Source organism: Schumannella luteola (assembly GCF_013408685.1).
GTDB classification, from domain to species: Bacteria; Actinomycetota; Actinomycetes; order Actinomycetales; family Microbacteriaceae; genus Schumannella; species Schumannella luteola.
Genome location: NZ_JACBZY010000001.1, coordinates 2,027,366 through 2,049,865 on the forward strand (window position 1 = coordinate 2,027,366; position 22,500 = coordinate 2,049,865).

The window sequence follows — 22,500 nt, forward strand, 5'->3', positions numbered from 1 at the left end:
CTACTTCCCCCACATCGAGAGGCTGCCGCGATGCCCACCGGCAAGGTCAAGTTCTACGACGAGGAGAAGGGCTTCGGCTTCATCGCCGCCGATGACGGCCAGGAGGTCTTCCTGCACGCGTCGGCTCTGCCGAGCGGCGTCACCACCGTGCGCGCCGGCACCCGCCTCGAGTTCGGCATCGCCGACGGCCGCAAGGGCGCTCAGGCGCTCTCGGTGCGCATGCTCGACACGCCAATCCCGCTCTCGAAGATGAACCGTCGCTCGGCCGAGGACATGGCCGTCGTCATCGAGGACCTCGTGAAGCTGCTCGACGGCATCGGCGAGGGTCTGCGTCGCGGCCGGTACCCCGACAAGAGCCACGGCGGCAAGCTCGCGGCCGTGCTGCGCCGCGTCGCCGACGATCTCGATGCCTGAGGCCGCGACGATGACCAGCCGAGTGGATGTGGCGCGCGCCGCCCTGAGCGAGATCACGCCCGAGTCGCAGGTCGGCGACCTGACGAGCGAGACGACCGATGACGAGGGCGTGACCACGCTCACCTTCGCGGCGACGATGCTCGGCTACCCCGGCTGGCACTGGACCGTCAGCGTCGCCCAGCTCGAGGGCGAGGAGCCGACCGTGCTCGAAGCCGAGCTGCTGCCCGGCGACGGAGCCCTCATCGCGCCCGACTGGGTGCCGTGGTCGGTGCGACTCGAGGAGTACAAGGCCGCGCAGGCGGCAGAGGCTGCCGCACGCAAGGCGGCGGGCGAGTCGGATGACGACGACGAGCACGACGATGACGACGACGAGTTCGATGACGACGACGAGGAGTCGGACGCCGACGACGAGTCGGACGACGACGACTTCGACGATCACGACGACGAGCACGGCGAGGACTTCGGCGACGATGTCTACGACGGCCTCGATCCCGAGGCGGCGGCCGGCCACCACGGCGTCGACGGCGACAGCGCGGATGACGACAGCGCCGCCGACGACGACGCTCACGACGATCGCGCCGCGGGGCACGACGACGAGGAATGACCCCGTCTCCGCGGACTGACCGCGGGACAGACGACAGGGCCGGGGATGCGCATCCCCGGCCCTGTTCGCGTCAGTCGCCCGAATCCGGATTCGATCCGGCAGCGGTGGCGGCGTCGCCCGGCCGCCCGGCGGCTTCCGCATCGCGGCGCCGCAGCCGCCCGCGCCGCAGCTGCGTGTAGACGAGCCCGCCGAGCCCGAGCGTGATGCCGACGACGCTCGTCCACAGCCAGCCCTCGTACCCGCCGGCGACGAGCGGGCGCAGTCCGATCAGCAGCCCGCAGAGCGCCAGGATCCACAGGGCCAGCCCGACGAGGATCGCGGCGCGGTCGTCCGTCTTCAGGGGAGCGGGGTCGGGCTTGCGCTCGGCGCTCGGAACGTAGAAGCGCATCCTCACCCTCCTGACGCCGTGGCGCCCTCACGACCGGGCGATGCCCGGCCGTCGCGTCAGTCGCGCCCGACGGGAGCGTTCTCGAGCACCCAGTCGATCGTCGCGGTCAGCGCCCGCACGTCGTCGGGGTCGATCGCCGCGAAGGTCGCGATGCGCAGCTGGTTGCGGCCCAGCTTGCGGTACGGCTCGGTGTCGACGACGCCGTTGGCGCGCAGCGTCTTGGCGATCTTCGTCGCGTCGATGCTGTCGTCGAAGTCGATCGTCGCGACGACCTGCGAGCGGTGCGCCGGGTCGACCACGAAGGGCGTCGCGACCGACGAGGCCTCGGCCCAGGAGTAGAGGTGCTGCGACGACTCGCGGGTGCGGGCATCCGCGAACGACAGGCCTCCTCCCGCGTTCAGCCAGTCGATCTGCGACTCCATGAGCAGCAGCGTCGACAGCGCCGGGGTGTTGAGCGTCTGCTCGAGGCGGGAGTTGTCGACCGCGTTCTTCAGGCTGAGGAACTCGGGGATGTAGCGGTCGGATGCGGCGATGCGCTCGATGCGCTCGATCGCGGCCGGCGAGACCACGGCGAACCAGATGCCGCCGTCGCTCGCGAAGTTCTTCTGCGGCGCGAAGTAGTAGACATCGGTCTCGCTCAGGTCGACCGCGACGCCGCCGGCGGCGCTGGTCGCATCCACCACCGTCAGCGCGCCGTCGACGCCGCCGGTCACACGACGCACGGGCGCCATGACGCCGGTCGAGGTCTCGTTGTGCGGGTAGGCGAAGACGTCGGCCTCGATGTCGGCCTCGAAGTCGCTGCGTGAACCGCCCGGGGCATCCGCCGACCAGGGCTTGTCGAGCCACGGGGCCGAGGCGGCCTTGACGAACTTGCCGCCGAACTCGCCGAAGTTGAGGTGGGCGCTGCGCTTCTCGATGAGGCCGAACGCGGCGGCGTCCCAGAAGGCGGTCGAGCCGCCGTTGGCGAGCAGGACCTCGTAGCCCTCGGGGATGTCGAAGAGCTCGGCGAGGCCGGCGCGCACGCGACCCACCAGCTCCTTGACCGGAGCCTGACGGTGGGAGGTGCCGAGCACGGACGCGTTCGCGACCAGATGGTCCAGCTGCTCGGGGCGCACCTTCGCCGGGCCGCATCCGAAGCGGCCGTCGGCGGGGAGGAGCTCGGCGGGGATCTCGATGCTCGACATGCTCTCGATCCTAGGCCGCGGTGCGTCGCGGTCCCGCCGCGGTCCCGCCGCTGTCCCGCCGTCCTCGCGCCGCCCGCATCGGTGGGAGCCCCGACGCGGTGCCGGTTTTCTGTCGCCGGTGACCGGTAGGGTGAGAACCGATTTCAGCATCCGTCGATCCCGTTCCGCGGATGCGACGGACACCGGCTCAAAGGGACAGCGATGACCGACCTCGTCGACACCACGGAGATGTACCTCCGCACGATCCTCGACCTCGAAGAGGAGGGGATCATCCCGCTGCGCGCGCGCATCTCCGAGCGCCTCGGCCACTCCGGCCCCACCGTCTCGCAGACCGTGGGCCGCATGGAGCGCGATGGCCTCGTGCGCGTCGAGGGCGACCGCCACCTCGAGCTGACCGCCGACGGCCGCAGCCGCGCCCTGCACGTCATGCGCAAGCACCGTCTCGCCGAGCGCCTGCTCGCCGACGTGATCGGCCTCGACTGGGCCTACGTGCACGACGAGGCCTGCCGCTGGGAGCACGTCATGAGCGAGCAGGTCGAGCGCCGCCTGCTCGAGATCCTCGACCACCCGACCGAGTCGCCCTACGGCAACCCGATCCCCGCGCTCGAGGAGATCGGCGGCACGAAGTCGAAGCCGTTCCTCGAGGGCGTCGTCAACATCGTCGAGCGCGTGCGCGACGAGAAGGATGCCGTGACCGGCACCATCCGTCGCCTCGGCGAGCCCGTGCAGTTCGAGCCGGAGCTGCTGCAGCAACTGCTCGGCGCCGGTGTCGTGCCGGGTGCCACCGCGACGATCGCCTCCGAGGGCTCGTACGTCAGCATCCAGGTCGACGGCTACGGCGACGGGCTCGAGCTGCCGAACGAGGTCGCGATCCACGTCTACGTCGCGGCGTAAGCCGCCGACAGCGCGTCCTCGCCGCGGCGAGCTCTGACCGCTCAGATCGCGCGGCCCTCCGGCGAACGCCGGGTGGCCATCCGGTGACGTGTGTCGCGTCGTGACGCGCAATCCCGGCATTCCGGGCGTGTCGCGCGTACTCTGAAGTCCTCGCGTTCCGTGAGGAAGGAAAGAGGAGGGCCGCATGTGCGCTCGGGGCAGCATCCAAACCGTGGATGCCCGCGCCGTGTTCCGCATACGGCACACCGTCCGTCCGAGTGTGCCCTGTCACGCTCGTGAGCTGTAAGGCGCTGTCGTTCGCGACGGCGCCTTTTCTCGTCTTCGGGCACCTCTCCTCCCCGCTGATCGCGTGGCTGGATCACCTGCACTCCATGCGGGTCGACTCGAGAGGACGCCCATGCGCACCCTGGTACTCAATGCCGGATACGAGCCCCTGGCGGTCGTGTCGTTCAAGCGAGCCCTCGTGCTCGTGATGAGCGGCAAGGCGGCCATCCTGGCCCGCGACGACGGGCACCCGGTGCTCTCGCGGTCGGGGGAGTGGGATCGGCCGGCGGTCATCCTGCTCACCCGCTATGTGCGGCTGCCGCACGGGCGCAGCGTGCCCGTCTCGCGACGCGGCGTGCTGCGGCGCGACTCGCAGCGCTGCGGCTACTGCGGCCTGTCGGCGTCGACGATCGACCACGTCATGCCGCGGTCGCGCGGGGGAGCGGACAGCTGGGAGAACCTCGTCGCGTGCTGCCTGAAGTGCAACAACGTGAAGGGCGACCGCACCCCGCAGGAGATGGGGTGGACGCTGCGGCACCAGCCGCGGGCGCCGCACGGCTCGGCGTGGATGGTGCGGGGCGTCGAGCGCCCGCAGAGTGAGTGGAGCCCGTTCCTCGCCGACGCGGCGTGAGGCTCCGGCTCGTCTCGCGGCACTGCCGCGGGGCGTCGGCGTGCTCCCGTGAAGGTGCCGCCGTGGCGTGTGCGCTGTCCGCTTGTGTGGGGACGCATCCGTTCGTGTTTGCTGAGCATCCATCGCGATATCGACGGTTTTCGGCTGTTCAGCGTGCGAATCCGTGATCAGATGGCCGCCCCCGCAGTGGGGTCTAACGTTTTCGTTACCTCGGCGTGACAATCGGTGGATGGTCGTCTACCCTCGAAAGGTCGCTTACCCGGAGGCTGTGCTGTGACGGAACCCGAGATCCCCGATTCGCTGGGGTTTCTCTTCGGTGACCTGACTGAGTCAGGTGCCGGAACCGAGAAGAACAAGACCACGCCGGACGCGCTCGCATCTGAGAGCGCTGCCGCAGCCGCTGAGCGACCCTTCCCGTCGCGTCGTGAGCTGCGTGCGCAGCGCGAGGCCGCCGAGCGCGCTGCCGCTGCCGGGCTCGTCGACGCTCCGGTCGCCGCCGAGGCCGCCGCGCCCGTCGTGACCCCAGCCCCGAGCGTCGCCGCCCCGGCCGAGATCGCTCCGACTCCCGCCCAGTCGGCGGAGGCGGTGCTCGCCCAGATCATGGGAGACCAGCCCACCGCGACCGAGATCGCCGCGGCACCCGCCGTCCCCGTCGCCCCCGCCGAGGTGCGCGCGCACGCCGAGTCGGCCATCCCGGTCGCCCAGCCCACGCACGTCGAGCAGGCCGCGCCCGTCGTGGCATCCACGGGCATCGACCCGATCGCCTCGGCCCCGGCCACCGCATCCATCGAGATCGTCACGCCGGCCGTCGTCGCCTCGACCGCCCCCGCCGTGCGCGACCGTCGCGTCAAGCGCACCCAGGGCGTCGCCCGCACGACCGGGGCTCGTCCGTCGTCGAGCACCGCCGCGGGCTCGTCGTTCCGCAAGCCCGCGAAGCGCGGACTCCGCCAGCGCATCACCGCCACCGGCACGATGCTGCTCGTCGGCGGGCTCTTCGCCTCGCTCGCTCTGCCCGCCTACGCCTTCGACGACGAGGGCAAGCCGACCGCCGCCACGCAGGCCGCGCTCGAGGGCGACACCCAGAAGCTCTCGGTCGCCGGCGATGTGGCACAGGGTGCCGTCGCCCGCGACGCCTACGGCGTCACCAAGGCCGCCGACCTGCGCGCGCTCTACTCGAACGCGCTGCGTCAGAAGAACCTCCAGGCCTACCTCGCCTCCGGCGCGAAGGCGCAGGGTGACGACTACCCCTACGCCACCGACCTCACGCGCAACGAGGGCGGCGGGCTCTCGCCGTTCCGCTACTACTACCGCGAGTGCGTCGACTTCGTCGCCTGGCGCCTCAACCGCGACCAGGGTGTCACCCAGGCGCCGTGGAAGTGGGACTGGTCGAACCTGACCCCGAACGGCGGCAACGCGAGCCAGTGGAAGTCGGCGTGGATCAACCACGGCTGGCCCACCGGCAACACCCCCGAGGTCGGTGCCGTGGCGTGGTTCAACTACAACCACGTCGCCTACGTCAGCGGCATCCTCGCCGACGGCTCGGTGTTGCTCGAGGAGTACAACATGGGCGGCAAGCACCAGTACGGCCAGCGCGTCGTGCAGGTCAGCGAGATCCCGCTCTTCCTCTACGCGCCGCCCGCCTGATCGGTTCACTGACGCGACTTCCGCGCGTCACCGGTCGGTGGGATGCTGACTTCCGTGGCGCCGTACGGTGCCGGGAAGAGAGTGCATCGTGGCCGTCCTGAATCCGTATCTGAACTTCCGCGACAACGCGCGCCAGGCGATCGAGTTCTACCACTCGATCTTCGGCGGCGATCTGACCATCACGACCTTCGGCGAGCTCCAGATGCCCGGCATCGAGGAGTCGGAGTACGACAAGGTCATGCACTCGCAGATCGACAACACCCCGGCCGGCTTCACGCTCATGGCCTCCGACACCCCGGCGTACATGCAGTACGCCCCGGCGAGCGCGTTCAGCGTCTCGCTCAGCGGTGACGAGGAGGAGCTGCTGCGCGGTTACTGGGACAAGCTCTCCGAGGGCGCGACCGTCTCGATGCCGCTCGGCGAGGCCCCCTGGGGTGGCATCTTCGGCATGCTGGACGACAAGTTCGGCACGAGCTGGCTCGTGAACATCAACGCGCCCGGTCAGGCCTGATCGGACCGGCATCCGGCTCCACCTCGGAGGGCGCTCACTGCGGCGGGCGCCCTCCGTCGTCTCGGTAGAGTGGATGCGCCGGCCTCTGTAGCTCAATGGAAGAGCAGCTCCGTCCTAAGGAGAGGGTTGGGGGTTCGAGTCCCTCCAGGGGCACCACGGCTTCGTGCGATCAGGTCGTGACGGACGGAGGGCGGGCATGCTCGGCAGACGGGATGAGCGCCAGCTGGCCGTGTCGATCGACGAGGGACGCGGTCCGGTCGTCGTGCTCGTTCACGGGATCGCCTCGTCGCCGGTGACGTTCCAGAACCTGGTGCCGCTGCTGAGCCCGAATCACCGGGTGATCGCGATCGATCTGCTCGGATTCGGTCGCTCCCCGGCTCCCGCCGACGCCGAGTACACAATCGCCGAGCACGTCGACGCGATCGCCCGTGCCATCGACCGGCTGCACTTGCGCGCCCCGTTCACGCTCGTCGGGCACTCGCTCGGCACGATCCTCGGCGCACGCTACGCGGCCACGCATCCACGGCGCGTGCGGCATCTCGTGATGGTCTCGCCGCCACTGTACGTCGACCCGGCGCAGCTCGGCGATCCTCTGCTGCGCGCCCGGGTGAGCGTCTATCTCCAGCTCTACAAGTTCGTGCGCGAGAACCAGGCGTTCACCCTGCGCAACGCCCGTCTGGTCGAGCGGATGCTGCCGATTCCCAAGGCGATGGACATCGACGTCGAGACCTGGGTGCCGTTCGTCAAGTCGTTGGAGCATTGCATCGAGTCGCAGACGACCGTCACCGACCTGGTCAACACCCCGGCGCCCGTCGACATCCTCGTCGGGGCGCTCGACGAGTTCCACGTGCCGGGGAGCCTCGATGGGCTCGCTCGGCTCTCGAACGTCACGACCCGGGTCGTTCCGGGCAACGACCACCTCATCCGCGAGAGCATGGCGCGGCAGGTCGCCGCGGCGATCGACCCGACCTGAGCGATCGGCGCCACCCCCAGCAGGCACGGCAACCGAAGGGAGCACCTCATGGACGGATCGGCGAACGAGGCGAGGATCACCGCGGCCGAGTTCCGGAGTGATGCGGGCACCGTCGCGTGGCGGGTGACGGCGACCGGGCCGCAGGCGGTCTTCCGGGCGGAGGCGCTCGCACAGGCGGCCTCGCTCGTGGAGCCGGTCGTCGAGGCGGCCGATCGGTTGGGCATCCTCGCCGACATCGACGTTCGACCTGAGGGTGTCGTCGTGTACGTGCCCGATCGAGACTTCGGAGGGATCCCCGCTGCCGCGATCGAGTTCGCGGCAGCCGTCTCGACGGCCGCCGCGCGGCTGGGGCTCGAGCCGGATCCGGCGCGCATCCAGTCGGTCGGCATCTATGTCGCGCAGCATTCGGCGACCGATGCGCGGCCGTTCTTCGCCGCGGCGCTGGGGTACGAGGATCTCGGTGTCGGCGACGCGGTCGACCCGCTGCGCCGCGGTCCGCAGCTGGCGTTCAACCCGATCTCGGGCGATGTGCCGCGCCGCGGCCGGACCCACTTCGACGTCTCGGTTCCGGCTGACCAGGCTCGGGTGCGGGTGGATGCGGCGCTCGCGGCCGGTGGCCGTCTCGCCGACGACTCGCACGCGCCGGCGTGGTGGTCGCTCGCCTCGCCAGACAACCACGGCGTCGACATCGCGGCGTGGTCGGACGACGTCGGAGACTGATCCGTCGCGGCGGGAATGTCCGCTAGCCTGAACAGGTTCATGCAAACGCATCGAATTTGGAGGACATCATGCAGTTCGGCATCTTCACTGTCAGCGACGTCACGACCGACCCCACGACGGGCCGCACGCCCGACGACACCGAGCGGGTCCGCTCGCTGCTGACCATCGCGCAGCATGCCGATGAGGCCGGGCTCGACGTCTTCGCGACGGGGGAGCACCACAACCCGCCGTTCGTCGCATCCTCGCCCGTCGCCATCCTCAGCTACCTCGCCGGCGTGACGAAGAACATCACGCTGTCGACCTCGACGACGCTCATCACCACGAACGACCCGGTTCGCATCGCCGAGGAGTACGCGATGCTGCAGGTCATCAGCAATGGCCGCGCCGATCTCATGATGGGGCGCGGCAACACCGGCCCGGTGTACCCGTGGTTCGGGCAGGACATCCGTCAGGGCGTTCCGCTCGCGGTCGAGAACTACGCGCTCGTGCGGCAACTGTGGGAGAACGAGGTCGTCGACTGGTCGGGTCAGTTCCGCACCCCGCTGCAGGGCTTCACCTCGACGCCGCGTCCGCTGGACGGGGTGCCGCCGTTCGTCTGGCACGGCTCGATCCGCACGCCCGAGATCGCCGAGCAGGCCGCCTATTACGGCGACGGCTTCTTCCACAACAACATCTTCTGGCCCATCCAGCACACCCAGCAGATGGTCGACCTCTACCGCCGCCGCTTCGAGCACTACGGGCACGGCCGCGCCGACCAGGCGATCGTCGGACTCGGCGGGCAGATGTTCGTGCGCAAGAACTCGCAGGACGCCTGGAACGAGTTCCGCCCCTACTTCGACAACGCCCCCGTCTACGGCCACGGCCCGTCGATGGAGGACTTCACGCAGCAGACCCCGCTCACGGTCGGCTCGCCGCAGCAGGTCATCGACCGCTACGGCGCGATGAAGGATGCGGTCGGTCACTACCAGCGCCAGCTGTTCCTCATCGATCACGCCGGCCTGCCGCTCAAGACGGTGCTCGAGCAGATCGACTTCCTCGCCGAGGACATCGTGCCGGAGCTGCGCAAGATCAACGAGGTCGGCCGCCCGGCGGATGTGCCGAGCAACCCGCCCAGCCGCGCCGAGCGCGTCGCCGCGGCGCGGGCCACCGGAACGGCCGGCTCGGATCACGTCGAGGGCGAGGACGTGTTGACGGGTGCGTCGCCGGAGTCGGATGCGGCCGTACCCGCACCCGCCGCTGCATCGGCTGCCGCCCCGGCGAAGCAGGGCGCCGCGTTCGGGCTCTGATCACCGAACAGAGCGGTCGAGTGCGCCGTGAGGTGTGCTCCAACTGCGGGGTCCCGCCGATCTCAGGCGCGATCCCGCAGTCGGATCTACAGCGTCAGCCGACCCGGGTGAGTCGGACGGTCGTCGTCGTGCCGAGTGCCGAGACCGAGTACGAGATCTCGTCACCCTCAAATGTGAAGTCCTTCGTCGGATCCGACGAGGCGAGGATCGCCGAGTCGGTCTTCGCCGTGTCGTTGGCGGAGGTCCAGGTGTACTTGCCCGCTGCGGTCGGCGCGGAGAAGGTTCCGGCCCAGTAGAGCGACTTGGTGTCGCCGCCATCGCTGACCCAGTTGATCTCGATGGCGTCGGCTGTGATCGTGGCCTCCTGATACGTGTCGGGGCTCGAGGAGTTGGACTGCTTCCACGTTCCGACCAGGTCGGCCGGCTTCTCAGGCGTCGGGGATGCCGACGGTCTCGCACTCTCGGCGGAGCCGGCCTTCGTCTTTTCGGTCGAATCGGCGGTCGATGTCGAGCAGGCGGAGAGAAGCAGCGCGGCGGTGACGGCGGCGGCCGCCAGGCCGAGGTGGCGAGCAGAGGGCGTGAGTGAGGTGCGAATCGTCATGGCGAACTTGACGCTAGCTCGATGTTCCGGCACCTGTGACGTCCCAGTCTGGGTGGTGCCGTTCTCGGCGCCGAGCTGGTCAGTGGGGCGGAGCTATGTGCGTCGCCGCGATCGACTCGTGCGCAGGAGCACTAGCAAGCCCGGCGGTCGGCGCGAGCACGCGACTCCGCCGGGCCTGCCCGTAGATGAGGATGCCCGCGACGATGTCGAACACGAAGACGAAGAGCATCACGACGTAGAACGCGAGCCGCCCGCCGGCGATGCGCCGGTCGCGGAACTGGGCGATCAGCGCCGCCCAGCCGTACACCGACGTCGACAGCATCGCGACGTAGGTCATCGGAGTGGTCACGGCGGCGACGATGATGCCGGTGCCGACGAACACCACGGTGCCGATCGAGACCAGTGCGAGCACGATGAAGTTGATGATGAAGAACGGGATCGCGGCGAGCTTCACCAGCATCACGCCGCCGCTCAGCTGGTCGGTGCGACGCCCGCGGATCTTGACCACCGCATCCACGATCACGAGCACCGTGGCCACGAACAGCAGGATGTTCCAGCCGATCACGGTGCCGTAGACGACAGCCTGCGAGTGCTCTCGATCGATGAGGCCGTTGAAGAACGCCAAGATGATGCCGATCCAGAGCAGAGCGCCGAAGATCATGAGGCCGGCTTGGGCGTACCGCACGGCGTCCCCCCTCGTCGAAATCGAGCAATCCCCGAAGCGTAACGGGGAGCTCGGGATGCGTCGAGGCGGGCGCGAGGCGCTCGACTCCGTCGCGGGGCGGAGTCGAGGGTTCCCTCGGGCGGGGGAGTCGCGCGCGTCGCCGGCGGAGTGGGATGGGGGCATGGATCCGAACCCCGTCGATTCGCGCCCCGTAGCAGCCACGGCGCCCACCGCATCCTCGTCTCCCGCCGGCCCGGCTGGCGCGGGCGACGCCGCGGTGGACTCCGCGCCCGCGCCCGCGTCGCTCGACCCGGCCGATCGTCAGCGCGAACGCAACGCCGCGCATCCCGAACGCGGTCCGCTCTTCCCGGCGACCGTGCCGTGGCGCGCGGTGCTCGTGTTCCTGCTGGTCGCGCTCGGCGGCGCGTGGCTCGTGATGCTGCCGGTGTGGCTGTCGGGCGAGGGGCTGACGAGTCCGCTGTTCGGGGTGCTGACGAGCGCGATGATGTTCACGCCGACTCTCGCCGCGTTCGTGGTGGTGCTGTTCGTGAATCGCCCGCCGAGCATCCCGCGCCTGCTCGGACTCGGGCCGCTGCGCCCGGTGAAGCGCACGCTCGGGATGGTGCTGCTCGCCTCGGTGCTGCTCAGTGTGCTGCCGCTCGCGGCCCTGTTCCTGGGAAGCGCGATGGGACTCGTGAAGCTCGATCTGGCGCACTTCAGCGCGCTCGCCGCGACGCTCGAGGCGGCCGGCCAGCCGCACTCGCCCGAGGACGTGTCGCGGGCTGTCGTGATGCAGCTCGCGCTGATCCCGCTGATCATCGTGATCGACGCGTTCGCGACCTTCGGCGAGGAGCTCGGCTGGCGCGGTTGGCTGCTGCCGAACCTGCGTCCGCTCGGGACCCTGCCCGCGCTCGGGCTGAGCGGCGCGATCTGGGGCGTCTGGCACGCGCCGATCATCCTGCTCGGCTACAACTACCAGCGCACCGATGCGCTCGGCGTGCTGCTGATGACCGGGTGGTGTGTGCTGCTCGGCGTCGTCGTCGGCTGGATGCGGCTGCGCTCGGCCTCGGTGTGGCCGGCCGTGTTCGCGCACGCGGCGCTCAACGCGACGACGAACATCTACATGATCTTCGTCGACCGCGACAGCGTGGCGACGAGCACCTGGGGGTCGATCCTCGGCTGGTCAGGCTGGATCGTGCTGGGGCTGACGATCGTGGTGCTGCTCGCGACCGGTCAGCTGCGCAAGCAGCCGAAGCCGGGCCTGACGCTGGCCGAGACCCAACCCGGTGCGGCGGCGCGCGTGACAATCCGTTGACCTCGGCGGGGCTCAGGTGAACACTGTCCACATGACCTCCGTCACCCCGTTCATCTGGTTCGACGACGACGCCGAGCAGGCCATCCAGCTCTACACGAAGGTGTTCCCCGACGCCGTAGTGCTCGAGGAGAACCGCACGCCCGACGGCGCGCTCTTCTATGCGACGTTCCGCATCGCCGGGCAGAGGGTGATGGCGCTCAACGGCGGACCGCACTTCGTGAAGAACGAGTCGTTCTCCTTCTTCGTCTCGGTCGAGACGCAGGAGGAGGTCGACTTCTACTGGGACGCGCTCACCGCCGACGGCGGCGCCGAGTCGCAGTGCGGCTGGCTCAAGGACCCCTTCGGGCTGTCGTGGCAGATCGTTCCGGCGGCGCTCATGCGCTACCAGGCCGATCCCGACCGCGCGCTCGCCGCGCGCGTGAACGCGGCGATGATGCGCATGCAGAAGATCATCGTCGCCGACCTGGATGCGGCTGCCGCGGCCGGGTGAGCGCGAGTGCGACGGGCGCGGACAGTGAGCACGGGTCGTCGGCGCGACTGAACATCGCTCGTCGACAGTGCGCCTTCACGCGGCGTTCATCGATCGGACTCGCGGAGCCGACTCGATAGCCGAGACCTCTGTGTGCTCCGTGCCGTCTACCCGAGACGGCCGGCCGCGGGGCGTGGGGAGCCGGCGTGAACATCAACGGGCAGAGCGGTCCGCGGGACTGGTCGCCGCCGGAGTACGGCGAGCGGATTCCCGGGTACGTTCCGACTCCCGTTCCGGTGCTCCCCGTACTTCCGGCGCAGGGATACGGTTCGGGCGGCCGTGCCCGCGGTCCGCACCGGGGCGGCACCTTCCGCCGCGGAGTGCTGTCGTCGCTGCTGGTGATCCCGCTGGGCATCGTCGCCTGGCTGCTGCTGTGGCAGTTCGGCGTCGTCTCGGCTGCGGTGGGCTGGATGGTGGGCGCGCTGGCTGTGCTGCTGTTCCGCTGGGGCTCCGGCGGGGTGATCTCGCGGCGCGGGATCGGCGCGCTCGTGCTGGTCGTATCCCTGACCGTGCTGCTGGCCCTGGGCAGCGCAGTGCTCTACGACGACGCGCGCGCCTACGTCGCCGCGCCCGGCTCGGCGCTGCACATCGCGCGGACGGCGCTGCCGGATCCCGCGTTCTGGTCGTGGGAGGTCGCCGGATTCGCGCACAAGATGTCGGTGATCTGGCCCGAGGTCGCGGCCGGATTCGCGCTGGCCGCGATCGGCCTGATCCCGCCGCTGGCGATGGCGCGTCGGGCTCGACCGTCGGGCGGCGCCCGTGCGGCATCCATCGCCCTCTCGATCGTGAGCATCGTCGTGGTCGGCGCGGTCGCGATCACCCTGCGACCGGGCGGCGCGGGTTCAGCCGACCTCACCCGGCTCGAGCGGTCAGGGCTGATCGTGGGCGACTGCATCACCCAGCCCGCGGATCCGGCCGCTCCGATCGAAGCTGCCGACCTGCCGCGCGTCGACTGCGCCGAACCGCACTGGGGCGAGGTGGTCTTCGTCGGCACGACGCCCGGGCGCGACGGTCTCACGGCGTACCCGGGCGACGACTGGCTCACGCAGGATGCCGACGCCCGCTGCGCTCGCGCGTTCGCGGATTACGTCGGGCTTCCTCCGACGCAGAGCACCCTGGGGCGGCAGTTCTTCGTGCCGACCGCCGAAGGGTGGGTGCAGGGGGACCGCGGCGAGGTCTGTGCGGTCTTCGATCCGACGCTGCCCAGCTTCGCGGGGTCGCTGGAGCAGGTCGCGCGATGACAGAGTCTGCCGAGTTCTCACGCGAGGACGAGATCGCGTTGGGCCACGCCTGGGACTGGTTCAATCAACACGCGGGCCAGCGGATGCAGTCGATCAACATGATGCTGGTGAGCATCACGTTTTCACTCGCCGGGTACGGTCTGGCGTTTCAGGCGCGGAACTTCATCGTGGCGGTGGCGATCTGTGTGGAGCAATTGTGATGGTCGCGTGCTTCCGGCTTCTCGACCTGCGCAATCGCGAGCTTGTGCGACACGGCGAAGCGGCGCTCGCGGTTCTGGAACGCCGTCTCGCAGCGAGCGTGTCCGCTCCTCAGATCCGCCTCGTGAAGAGAGCGAAGCGGCCCGGAGCATGTTTGGCGACCTACACCAATGTCGTGCTCCTCCTCACCGTCGCCGCGGTTCTGATTTTCGTGGCAGAAGGCACGTTCGCCGCTTTCCAAGCTGCCGCAAACAACGGGCAGAAGTCGGCCCATGCACCGAGCGCACCGCATTCGCAATCAATTCACCCGAGCGGGTGAGCACTGTTTGCCGCTCGGGGCGGGGCGGCGCGATGACTCTATGGGCGAACCCGACGCCCTCGACCGGGCCGATGCCGTCATCGTCGGCGACGGGCTGGCCACCTGCCTCGCCCGCACCGGGCGAAACGGGATCGTGCTCGAGCGACTCGGGCGCACCGGGGACACCGCGGCGTCGAGTCGCATTGCGGCCGGCTCAAGCATCCTCGATCCGCGTCACGATGCGCTCGCTCGGGATGACGGCGCCGTCGGCGATCGCGACGGCCTGCGCAGTCGCGCCGGTCTCGCTGTCGAGGAAGCGCATCCGGGAGCTGCGGGGCGAGGGCCGATGCCGGTCGGCCCAGTTTCCGAGCGCCAGCAGGATGAGCGCGAGCTCGCGCCCGGCGTTGGTCAGCACGTACTCCTCACGGCGTCGCCCGCCTTCGGGCTTGTAATCGCGCCGCTCGAGCATGCCGCCCTCGACGAGCGAGGTCAGGCGCGCGGCGAGCACGTCGCGGGGGATGCCGAGCGAGCTCTGGAAATCGCCGAACCGGGTGAGGCCGGCGAGGGCGTCACGCACGATCATGATCGTCCACTTCTCGCCGAGCACGTCGAGCGAGCGGGCGATGGGGCAGCGGTCGTCGCCGCCGAGGATGCCGAGCATGGCTTCATCCTAGTTGGGTTTGAAAAACAGATCCAGGTGTAACGTGATCGCTCGCGGGTGGCCGTCTGGACGCGCCGCATCCTCGATTCGACAGGAGAGACCATGGCCGACCTCAGCGGAGCCGTCGTGCTCGTGACCGGCGCCAACGGCGGACTCGGAGCCGAGTTCGTGACCCAGGCGCTCGACCGCGGCGCGAGCCGCGTCTACGCGACGGCGCGGCGTCCGCGCGACTGGGCCGACGAGCGGGTGGTGCCGCTCGAGCTCGATGTGACCGACCAGGCGAGCGTGGATGCGGCCGTCACCGCCGCGAGCGACGTCACGATCGTCGTCAACAACGCCGGCGTCGGCGGGGCGGCATCGCTGCTCGCGGCGTCCGTCGAGGACGTCGAGGCGTTGTTCGCGACGAACGTCTTCGGCGCCCTTCGTGTGGCGAAGTCCTTCGCGCCGGTGCTCGCAGCGAACGGCGGCGGCGCGCTCGTCGACCTGCACTCGGTGCTGAGCTGGATCGCGCTCGCCGGCGGATATTCGGCATCCAAGGCGGCGTTCTGGTCGATCACGAATTCGCTGCGCGTCGAGCTCGCGCCGCAGGGCACGCAGGTGCTCGGCGCGCACCTCGGCTACACCGACACCCCGATGATCGAGCACCTCGACACCGAGAAGAACGCGCCGGCCGACGTGGTCGCGGCGATCTGGGATGCCGTCGCGGCGGGGGAGCGGGAGGTGCTGGTCGATCAGGTCAGCCGCGACGTGCGCGCGAAGCTGTCGGGGTCGCTGGAGGCGATGTACCCGCAGCTCGGGTGAGCCGTGGCGCGGGGTGATCGCGGCGCGCGCCGGGGCCCGCCTGCGCTGACGCCGCGGGGCCAGCGCTGCCTGCCCGACGGGTGTAGTTTTGACGTGCATGCGAAAGCATCGAACGGACTCGCTGCGACGACGCATCCCCGCCGTCCTCTGAGCCCTTCACCGTCGAAGACCTGCTGGAGGGTCCCCATGTCCACTGCCCGTTTCGCCGACCGCGTCATCCTCATCACCGGCGGAGGCTCCGGACTGGGCCGTGCGACTGCGGTGCGACTGGCGGGCGAAGGCGCGAAGCTCGCGCTCGTCGACATCTCCGAGCCCGGACTGCAGGCCAGTGTCGATGCCGTGCGCGAGGTCGCGCCCGAGGCGGAAGTGCTGACCGCGATCGCGGACGTGTCGAAGGAGGCGGATGTCGACGCCTACGTCGCCGCGACGATCGAGAAGTTCGGCCGCATCGACGGCTTCTTCAACAACGCCGGCATCGAGGGCAAGCAGAACCCGACCGAGTCGTTCACCGCCGACGAGTTCGACAAGGTCGTGTCGATCAACCTGCGCGGCGTGTTCCTCGGGCTCGAGAAGGTGCTCGCGGTCATGCGCGAGCAGGGCAGCGGGATGGTCGTCAACACGGCGAGCGTCGGCGGCATCCGCGGCGTCGGCAACCAGTCGGGCTATGCGGCCGCGAAGCACGGCGTCGTCGGCCTGACCCGCAACTCGGCGGTCGAGTACGGCCAGTACGGCATCCGCATCAACGCGATCGCGCCGGGTGCGATCTGGACGCCGATGGTCGAGAACTCGATGAAGCAGATCGACCCGGAGAACCCGCGCAAGGCCGCGGAGGAGTTCATCCAGGTCAACCCGGCGAAGCGCTACGGCGAGGCCCCCGAGATCGCCGCGGTCGTCGCGTTTCTGCTCTCCGACGACGCCTCCTACATCAACGCGGCCGTCGTGCCAATCGACGGCGGGCAGTCGGCGAAGTACTGAGGAGCGACGTCACGTCGTGACGGAGGGGCCGGATCTGCGAGAGCGGCTCCGGCCCTGCTAGCGCCGGTCGGCTGATCAGCGGCGGCCTGGTCGCGTGACCGTGGGATGTCCGTGGGGCCGAGTAGTTTTCAGCTGCCCCTGCCCCTGCCCATGACCTCGGAGCCGGCCACGCGATGACCATCCCCACGACGTCTTTCCAGTTGATCTTCTACCTTGCGTTGCTGGTGCCGGGCGTGGTGTTCGCCGGTTCGCCGGTTCGCGTGTTCGTCTGCGAGGACCACGCGCGGCCGATCGCTCGGTTGCCGCTCGAATACTCGAAGCCGTCGTAGCGAGCGCGATCTTCGACTCGGTGTACGCCCTAGTCCTTCATGACCAGGTGGCGGTTGCACTGGGCGATGTCCGTGGCTATGTCGCACAGAACGTCAGCGCGACGATGGTGGTGTTCCTCGTGGGCGGTGTCGGGGTCCCATTCGTCGTTGCGTGGCTCGTCTACGGCCAGATACCAGTGCTTGATCGGCCATCACAACTCTGGCGAGAAATCGTCCGCCCGAAGCTCTCGCACTCGCAGCAGGTCAGCGACGCGCCGACGGCGTGGGACTACGGAAACAAGACCGTCGTAGGCGGATGGGTCCGCGTCCGCATTGCCGAAGGCGTTTGGGTCGGTGGTGTCTTCGGAGATGACGCGCGTTTCTCTACGTACCCGGAAGCTCGCGACCTCTTTATCTCCACCCCGTGGAATCTCGGACCTGCGGGTGAGTTCCAATCCCCGGTCGCTGGCAGTCAAGGGGTGTGGCTGGCTATCAAGGATGACTACGTGGTCGAATGGCTCTACGACCAGGAGGACAGCGATGACGAACTTCGCGAATCGATCGAGTGAGAACGGGCAGTTCAGTGCACGACCGTCAGCCGTCTGGACGCAGCGAGTCGCCGAGGGCGGAAAGGCTGGACAGCCTCGTTCGACGGGTTCGACGCCGAAGAACCCACCGCGATCCGGAAGCGGAGTCACTCCGCCCCCGGGTGTGAGGCGACCTGGTGCAACTTCGGGAAACTAGCGAACCATCTGACGACCGTCCTGACGTCGTCATCCTCGGCGGCGGGCACAACGCCCTGACCGCCGCCGCGTACCTCGCGAAGGCGGGGCTTGGCGTCGTGCTGCTCGAGCGACTCGAGCACGTCGGCGGGGCCGCGGTCAGCGCGCGAGCGTTCGACGGGGTGGATGCGCGCCTCTCGCGCTACTCGTATCTCGTGAGCCTGCTGCCGCGCGCGATCATCAACGATCTGGGGCTCGGCATCCGGCTGGCGCGGCGGCGGTACTCGTCGTACACGCCGGTTCCGGGCGATTCGGAGGGGCGGGGTCTGCTCGTCGACCGGCGCGACGCCGAGGTGACCCGCGCATCCTTCGCCGAGATCGACGCGGCGGCCGACAGTGACGCGTACGCCGCACTCGGCGATGATCTCGCTCGCGTCGCCGAGGTGGTCTGGCCGAGCGTCACCGGCCCGCTGCCGACGCGCAGCGAGGCCCGCGCCGCGCTCGGCGACGATGCGCTGTGGGATGCGGTGTTCGAGCGTCCGATCGGCGAACTCATCGAGCAGCGCTTCGCGAGCGATCTGGTGCGCGGCGTCGTCGCGACCGACGCGCTCATCGGCACCTTCGCCGGCCTGCACGACGCGAGCCTCGACCAGAACCGCTGCTTCGTCTATCACGTGATCGGCGGCGGAACCGGTGACTGGGATGTTCCCATCGGCGGCATGGGCGCGGTCACCGGCGAGCTCGAGCGGGTCGCGCGCGAGGCCGGCGCCGACATCCGCACCGGGGCCGAGGTCGTGAGCGTCAGCCCCGACGGCGAGGTGCGCTACCGACGTGGAGGCACCGAGCATGTCGTGGGGGCGGCGCGCATCCTGAGCGGGGTCGCTCCGCACGTGCTCGACCGGCTGCTCGGCGCGGCGGATGCGACGCCGGCGGTCGGCGCCGACCGGCCCGAGGGCGCGCAGGTCAAGGTCAACATGCTGCTGAAGCGGCTGCCGCGCCTGAAGGATGCCAGCGTCGCGCCCGAGGCCGCGTTCGGCGGCACCTTCCACATCAACGAGACCGCCAGCCAGCTCGAGGCGGCGCGCGCGGCGGCAGCCGAGGGGCGCATCCCGAACCCGTTGCCGGCCGAGATCTACTGCCACACGCTGGCGGACCCGTCGATTCTCGGGCGCCCGCTCGCCGAGAGCGGCGCGCACACGCTCACGGTGTTCGGGCTGCACGTGCCGGACCGGATCGTGCGCGACCTCGACGACCCCGCCGCCCATGACGAGGTGCGCACGCAGCTGCAGGATGCGGTGCTCGCGTCCCTGAACTCGGTGCTCGGCGAGCCGATCGAGCCGCTGCTGATGGTGGATGCGCACGGCCGCCCCTGCATCGAGACGAAGACCACCCGCGACATCGAGGATGCGCTCGGCATGCCCGGCGGCAACATCTTCCACGGGCCGCTGTCGTGGCCCTTCGCAGAAGACGACGAGCCGCTCGACACGCCCGCGCGGCGCTGGGGCGTCGCGACGACGCACGAGCGGATCCTGCTCTGCGGATCGGGCGCACGCCGCGGGGGCGCGGTCAGCGGTCTCGGCGGCCACAACGCGGCGATGGCGGTGCTGGAGGAGCTGGGTATTTGAACTGAGCAGAAATTGGCTCCGAGAACGCGACTAGCGGTATCGCGGTCCGTGATTGGACTTCTGTAAGAACGACTCTCTGAGGTTCGCCACCGCGGTTGCGTTTCCACCGGCTCTGTCGAATTCCGGGAACTCCTCTTCGCGAATCCAACGGTCAAGCGTGGGAGAAGTCACACCCAGAAGTCGGAGAAGACTCGCGCTGTCGACCTCAGTTCCGAACCCGGTGAGGAAATCCTCATCTCGTTCCGGCGCGACCTCCGGGGTCGCGACGATTCGGGCACGCGGATACTTCTGGCCGCGCGGATCCTGCGCGAGAAATCCGATCAGATCGGCACGGTCGATGTACCAGGTCGTGCCCCATTTGGTTGCTCGAACGAGGCCGTCGTCGAGCTGCTGGGTGGCCGTTCGGGTGGTGACACCGAGCACCTCGGCATACTGCTTGATCACGAGGAGGCTCGGGAATCGCGACCAGTAGGACACGGCGAGGGATTGTTGGCTCACCCTGCGATTATTCCGGCGGCGGCGTGAGTCAGTTCACCACCCCGTCGCGACGAGGATGATCGTCCAGATCGTGCCGAGGGCGAAGGAGAGGGTCGCGCCGAAGAGGCCGAGCCAGAAGCCCCAGTAGCCGAGTTTCGTGCCCGAGCGGCGTGGGCCGGAGAGCACGCCGAGCACGATCGCGGCGATGCCGAGCACGAGGGTGAAGTAGTCGACGATCGGCAGCCAGCAGAGCACGAGCGACACGATGCCGAAGATCAGCGCCAGCACGCCCATGACGGGACTGCGGCGAGGTGGAGCGACCGGAGCCGTGCCGGTGTGCTGGTCGGGCGGCGGGTAAGGAAGGGAGCTCATCTGGTCGTCCTGGATCATCGGCGGCGGGTAGCGCTCGCGCGGTGCAGACGAGCGGTTCTCGTGGACGACGCTAGCGGGCGCAACGGGCGCGACGGGCGCGACGGGCGCCGGGGTCTCCTGCCCGGGGATCGGTGCCCGACGGCGAGGGCACTGACTAGACGAGATCGCCGCGGGCCGCGCGGTCGTGGTCGTCCGGGTCGTAGAAGATCTCCGCCTGCGCCGCGCGGTTCAGCAGTGCGGTGCAGTCCGAGCTGCTCATCCGATTGACCACGTCGCGCAGGGTGTGCTGCGTGCCGTCGACCTCGTACGACCAGACGGCCCGGTACCGGCCGCCGAAGGAGCGGCGACCCGACGAGGCGCGGTCGCAGTCGACGACCGTTCCCGTGGTCGAGGTCTCGAGGGCCTTGATGCGCTCGGCTTCGATGAACGGGCCGACGCGGATGGCGATGCCGAGCACGAGACCCACCGCGATCAGGGCCGCGAAGACGATCACGATCGCCGGCGGACGCGACCGCCCGGGCGGAGCGGGTGGCGGGATGACGGCTCCGGGAGCGGCGGGGCCGGCGACGCGAGCCCCCTGCAGGTGCCCGCCGGCGGTGATCCCCGCCCAGCGAAGTCGAACATCCATCAGGGCTATCGTCGAGCATCCCGACTGAGATCGGCGACGGGCAGGCATGCCCATGCGCGCCCGCACCGGCGCCCGCACCCGCACGCCCTGACACGCTGTCGCGAGCAGCGCCGTGGACGCGCGATCACCCCTCCTGGACGCACGATCACCTCCGCGTCGCCGATCACCGCCAGGATCGAAGCATGTCAACCGACCTCTCTCCCGCCACCCGGCCGCACGACCTGACGCGCGCCGAGCCGACGACGGGATCCTGCACCACCCCCGAAGCCGCCGCATCCCCGAACGAAGCCGGCGCCGCGACCGCGCCCAGCGCCGCGAACGCCGGCACCACCCGCACCCACACCGCCTGGGCGAGCGTGCTCGTCATGATGGCGACGAGCTTCACGCTCGTCGTCGCCGAGTTCCTGCCGCCGAGTCTGCTGCCGCAGATGGCGGCGTCGCTGAACGTCAGCGAGGGGCAGGCCGGGCAGGCGGTGACGATCACGGCGCTCGCCGGATTCCTCGCCGGGCCGGGCATGGGCATCCTGTTCCCGCGCCTCGACCGCCGCGCCCTGCTCGCCGGCCTCGCGCTCGCGGCGACCGTGTCGAACATCGTCGTCGCGATCTCGGGCAACCTCGTGCTGCTGCTCATCGCGCGCCTGCTGCTCGGCGCCGCGCTCGGCGGCTTCTGGGCCATGTCGCTCGCCGTCGCGGCGAAGCTCAGCGCGCCGCGGCACATGGGCCGCGCGGTCATGCTCATCAACACGGGCACGACCATGGCGACCGTCGCGGGCGTGCCGCTCGGCCTCTTCCTCGGAACCCTCACCAACTGGCGCGTCGTCTTCGTCGTGATCGCCGCCATCAGCATCGTCGTCGCAGCCGCGCTGCGCTTCGTGCTGCCGTCGGTCGCCCCGGCGGCGGGCGTCGGCATCCGCATGCTCGGCCAGACCCTCGCGACCCCCGGCATCGCCTGGGCGCTCGTCGGCCACGTGCTCGTCGTCATGGGCCACTTCGCCGCCTTCACCTACGTGCGCGGCGCCTTCGCGCGCACCCCCGAGCTGGATGCGGGCGGCGTCGCCACCCTGCTCGCGTTGTTCGGCGTCGGCGGTCTCGTCGGCAACATCGTGATCGGACTCATCGTCGACAAGCACCTGCGCCTCATGCGCTTCCTGGTGCCGTCGCTGACGGTGATCGGCGTCGCCGCGATCGCGCTGTTCCCGAACCAGCTCCCCGTGATCGGCGTCGCGGTCGTCGTCTGGGGGTTCGGCTTCGGAGCCTGGCTGACGGTCATCACGACCTGGCTCGGCCGTGTCGTCCCCGAGCGCATGGAGGCCGGCGGCGGGCTGCTCGTCGCCGGATTCCAGCTGGCGATCACCCTCGGCGCAGGCATCGGCGGCATCCTCGTCGACAGCATCGGCGTCACGGCGGCGTTCATCCTCGGCGCGGTCTCGGCCCTCGTCGGGCTCGTGCTCTTCGGCACGGCCCGCACGAAGATCCACGCGCCGGCGAGCGAGCGCGGCTGAGGCTCGGCCCGCGCGACACCGCGGGAGAGCGGATGGATGCGGTGCCCGACCGGCGAGGTCGGGCACCGCA

Annotated in this window: 28 protein-coding genes and 1 tRNA gene; 21 read left to right on the plus strand and 8 right to left on the minus strand. The window is 69.9% G+C overall.

Translation table 11 applies throughout. The features are described 5' to 3' along the window. Nucleotides 1–30 precede the first annotated feature (30 nt). Both BJ979_RS09060 and BJ979_RS09065 read left to right on the plus strand, forming a co-directional pair. Nucleotides 31–414 carry a cold-shock protein gene (locus tag BJ979_RS09060; RefSeq protein ID WP_179567193.1) on the plus strand — a complete coding sequence of 128 codons (384 nt, stop codon included), beginning with the start codon at nt 31–33 and terminating at the stop codon, nt 412–414. After that, on the plus strand, nt 407–1,018 hold the full coding sequence (locus tag BJ979_RS09065) for a DUF3027 domain-containing protein (RefSeq protein WP_179567194.1): 612 nt from the start codon (nt 407–409) through the stop codon (nt 1,016–1,018). Before BJ979_RS09060 ends, BJ979_RS09065 begins: the two co-directional genes overlap by 8 nt. Before the next feature lie 70 nt (nt 1,019–1,088). Here BJ979_RS09065 and BJ979_RS09070 read toward each other — a convergent pair whose 3' ends face one another. Both BJ979_RS09070 and serC read right to left on the minus strand, forming a co-directional pair. Beyond that, entirely contained in the window at nt 1,089–1,406 is a 318-nt protein-coding gene (locus BJ979_RS09070) for a DUF2530 domain-containing protein (RefSeq protein ID WP_179567195.1), read from the minus strand. Between the two features lie 56 nt (nt 1,407–1,462). Continuing rightward, the gene (serC, locus tag BJ979_RS09075) at nt 1,463–2,590 is read right to left on the minus strand and encodes a phosphoserine transaminase (protein ID WP_179567197.1); all 1,128 of its coding nucleotides are present in this window, start codon (nt 2,588–2,590) and stop codon (nt 1,463–1,465) included. Between the two features lie 201 nt (nt 2,591–2,791). On the opposite strand from serC, the gene BJ979_RS09080 reads away from it, so the two are divergent. From BJ979_RS09080 to BJ979_RS09115, 8 genes are all read left to right on the plus strand, one after another. Continuing rightward, a complete protein-coding gene (locus tag BJ979_RS09080) occupies nt 2,792–3,484 on the plus strand; it encodes an iron-dependent transcriptional repressor DtxR (RefSeq protein WP_179567199.1) in 693 nt (230 codons plus the stop codon). A gap of 397 nt (nt 3,485–3,881) precedes the next feature. After that, nucleotides 3,882–4,379 carry an HNH endonuclease gene (locus BJ979_RS09085; protein ID WP_179567201.1) on the plus strand — a complete coding sequence of 166 codons (498 nt, stop codon included), beginning with the start codon at nt 3,882–3,884 and terminating at the stop codon, nt 4,377–4,379. A 273-nt stretch (nt 4,380–4,652) separates the two neighbouring features. Then, nucleotides 4,653–6,023 (plus strand): CHAP domain-containing protein, encoded by a 1,371-nt coding sequence (locus tag BJ979_RS18140; RefSeq protein WP_179567203.1) that lies wholly within the window; start codon nt 4,653–4,655, stop codon nt 6,021–6,023. An 88-nt stretch (nt 6,024–6,111) separates the two neighbouring features. Then, nucleotides 6,112–6,534, plus strand: a complete 423-nt coding sequence (locus BJ979_RS09095; RefSeq protein ID WP_343046648.1) for a VOC family protein — start codon at nt 6,112–6,114, stop codon at nt 6,532–6,534. Between the two features lie 81 nt (nt 6,535–6,615). Next, nucleotides 6,616–6,690, plus strand: a tRNA-Arg gene (locus tag BJ979_RS09100). Between the two features lie 40 nt (nt 6,691–6,730). Beyond that, nucleotides 6,731–7,507 carry an alpha/beta fold hydrolase gene (locus BJ979_RS09105; RefSeq protein ID WP_179567205.1) on the plus strand — a complete coding sequence of 259 codons (777 nt, stop codon included), beginning with the start codon at nt 6,731–6,733 and terminating at the stop codon, nt 7,505–7,507. A gap of 48 nt (nt 7,508–7,555) precedes the next feature. Beyond that, on the plus strand, nt 7,556–8,227 hold the full coding sequence (locus tag BJ979_RS09110) for a VOC family protein (RefSeq protein ID WP_179567207.1): 672 nt from the start codon (nt 7,556–7,558) through the stop codon (nt 8,225–8,227). Between the two features lie 68 nt (nt 8,228–8,295). Beyond that, entirely contained in the window at nt 8,296–9,513 is a 1,218-nt protein-coding gene (locus tag BJ979_RS09115; RefSeq protein ID WP_179567209.1) for a CE1758 family FMN-dependent luciferase-like monooxygenase, read from the plus strand. A 94-nt stretch (nt 9,514–9,607) separates the two neighbouring features. On the opposite strand, the gene BJ979_RS09120 is transcribed toward BJ979_RS09115, so the two are convergent. Further along, nucleotides 9,608–10,114, minus strand: a complete 507-nt coding sequence (locus BJ979_RS09120; protein ID WP_179567211.1) for a hypothetical protein — start codon at nt 10,112–10,114, stop codon at nt 9,608–9,610. A 79-nt stretch (nt 10,115–10,193) separates the two neighbouring features. Next, nucleotides 10,194–10,799, minus strand: coding sequence for a DUF6652 family protein (locus BJ979_RS09125; RefSeq protein WP_179567213.1), 606 nt, complete (start codon nt 10,797–10,799; stop codon nt 10,194–10,196). A 160-nt stretch (nt 10,800–10,959) separates the two neighbouring features. Here BJ979_RS09125 and BJ979_RS09130 point away from each other — a divergent pair, with 160 nt between their 5' ends. From BJ979_RS09130 to BJ979_RS09150, 5 genes are all read left to right on the plus strand, one after another. Beyond that, on the plus strand, nt 10,960–12,093 hold the full coding sequence (locus tag BJ979_RS09130; RefSeq protein WP_246286735.1) for a CPBP family intramembrane glutamic endopeptidase: 1,134 nt from the start codon (nt 10,960–10,962) through the stop codon (nt 12,091–12,093). Nucleotides 12,094–12,124: 31 nt separating this feature from the next. Further along, nucleotides 12,125–12,583, plus strand: coding sequence for a VOC family protein (locus tag BJ979_RS09135; protein WP_179567215.1), 459 nt, complete (start codon nt 12,125–12,127; stop codon nt 12,581–12,583). Nucleotides 12,584–12,768: 185 nt separating this feature from the next. Further along, entirely contained in the window at nt 12,769–13,863 is a 1,095-nt protein-coding gene (locus tag BJ979_RS18145) for a septum formation family protein (RefSeq protein WP_179567217.1), read from the plus strand. Beyond that, entirely contained in the window at nt 13,860–14,063 is a 204-nt protein-coding gene (locus BJ979_RS09145) for a hypothetical protein (RefSeq protein WP_179567219.1), read from the plus strand. Before BJ979_RS18145 ends, BJ979_RS09145 begins: the two co-directional genes overlap by 4 nt. Then, complete coding sequence (locus tag BJ979_RS09150; protein WP_179567221.1) at nt 14,063–14,380, plus strand: hypothetical protein; 318 nt, start codon at nt 14,063–14,065, stop codon at nt 14,378–14,380. The genes BJ979_RS09145 and BJ979_RS09150 overlap by 1 nt, the downstream gene beginning before the upstream one ends. Nucleotides 14,381–14,573: 193 nt before the next feature. On the opposite strand, the gene BJ979_RS09155 is transcribed toward BJ979_RS09150, so the two are convergent. Further along, a complete protein-coding gene (locus BJ979_RS09155; RefSeq protein WP_179567223.1) occupies nt 14,574–15,020 on the minus strand; it encodes a winged helix-turn-helix transcriptional regulator in 447 nt (148 codons plus the stop codon). 102 nt (nt 15,021–15,122) lie between these two features. On the opposite strand from BJ979_RS09155, the gene BJ979_RS09160 reads away from it, so the two are divergent. The 5 genes from BJ979_RS09160 to BJ979_RS09180 all read left to right on the plus strand — a co-directional run bounded on the left by BJ979_RS09160 (nt 15,123) and on the right by BJ979_RS09180 (nt 19,451). Further along, nucleotides 15,123–15,821, plus strand: coding sequence for an SDR family oxidoreductase (locus BJ979_RS09160; RefSeq protein ID WP_179567225.1), 699 nt, complete (start codon nt 15,123–15,125; stop codon nt 15,819–15,821). A 186-nt stretch (nt 15,822–16,007) separates the two neighbouring features. Continuing rightward, nucleotides 16,008–16,796, plus strand: a complete 789-nt coding sequence (locus tag BJ979_RS09165) for a glucose 1-dehydrogenase (protein WP_179567227.1) — start codon at nt 16,008–16,010, stop codon at nt 16,794–16,796. Between the two features lie 173 nt (nt 16,797–16,969). Continuing rightward, entirely contained in the window at nt 16,970–17,125 is a 156-nt protein-coding gene (locus BJ979_RS09170; protein WP_179567229.1) for a hypothetical protein, read from the plus strand. Beyond that, nucleotides 17,107–17,673, plus strand: coding sequence for a DUF6338 family protein (locus tag BJ979_RS09175; RefSeq protein ID WP_343046780.1), 567 nt, complete (start codon nt 17,107–17,109; stop codon nt 17,671–17,673). Before BJ979_RS09170 ends, BJ979_RS09175 begins: the two co-directional genes overlap by 19 nt. Nucleotides 17,674–17,828: 155 nt before the next feature. Next, nucleotides 17,829–19,451, plus strand: coding sequence for an NAD(P)-binding protein (locus BJ979_RS09180; protein WP_179567233.1), 1,623 nt, complete (start codon nt 17,829–17,831; stop codon nt 19,449–19,451). Between the two features lie 30 nt (nt 19,452–19,481). Here BJ979_RS09180 and BJ979_RS09185 read toward each other — a convergent pair whose 3' ends face one another. The 3 genes from BJ979_RS09185 to BJ979_RS09195 all read right to left on the minus strand — a co-directional run bounded on the left by BJ979_RS09185 (nt 19,482) and on the right by BJ979_RS09195 (nt 20,928). Beyond that, nucleotides 19,482–19,949, minus strand: coding sequence for a MerR family transcriptional regulator (locus BJ979_RS09185; RefSeq protein WP_179567235.1), 468 nt, complete (start codon nt 19,947–19,949; stop codon nt 19,482–19,484). Nucleotides 19,950–19,982: 33 nt separating this feature from the next. Beyond that, the gene (locus BJ979_RS09190) at nt 19,983–20,300 is read right to left on the minus strand and encodes a hypothetical protein (protein WP_179567237.1); all 318 of its coding nucleotides are present in this window, start codon (nt 20,298–20,300) and stop codon (nt 19,983–19,985) included. 154 nt (nt 20,301–20,454) lie between these two features. Further along, a complete protein-coding gene (locus BJ979_RS09195; RefSeq protein ID WP_179567239.1) occupies nt 20,455–20,928 on the minus strand; it encodes a DUF3592 domain-containing protein in 474 nt (157 codons plus the stop codon). Between the two features lie 182 nt (nt 20,929–21,110). Between BJ979_RS09195 and BJ979_RS09200 the strand changes: the two genes are divergently transcribed. Continuing rightward, a complete protein-coding gene (locus BJ979_RS09200; RefSeq protein WP_179567241.1) occupies nt 21,111–22,430 on the plus strand; it encodes an MFS transporter in 1,320 nt (439 codons plus the stop codon). The last annotated feature ends 70 nt before the right edge of the window (nt 22,431–22,500 follow it).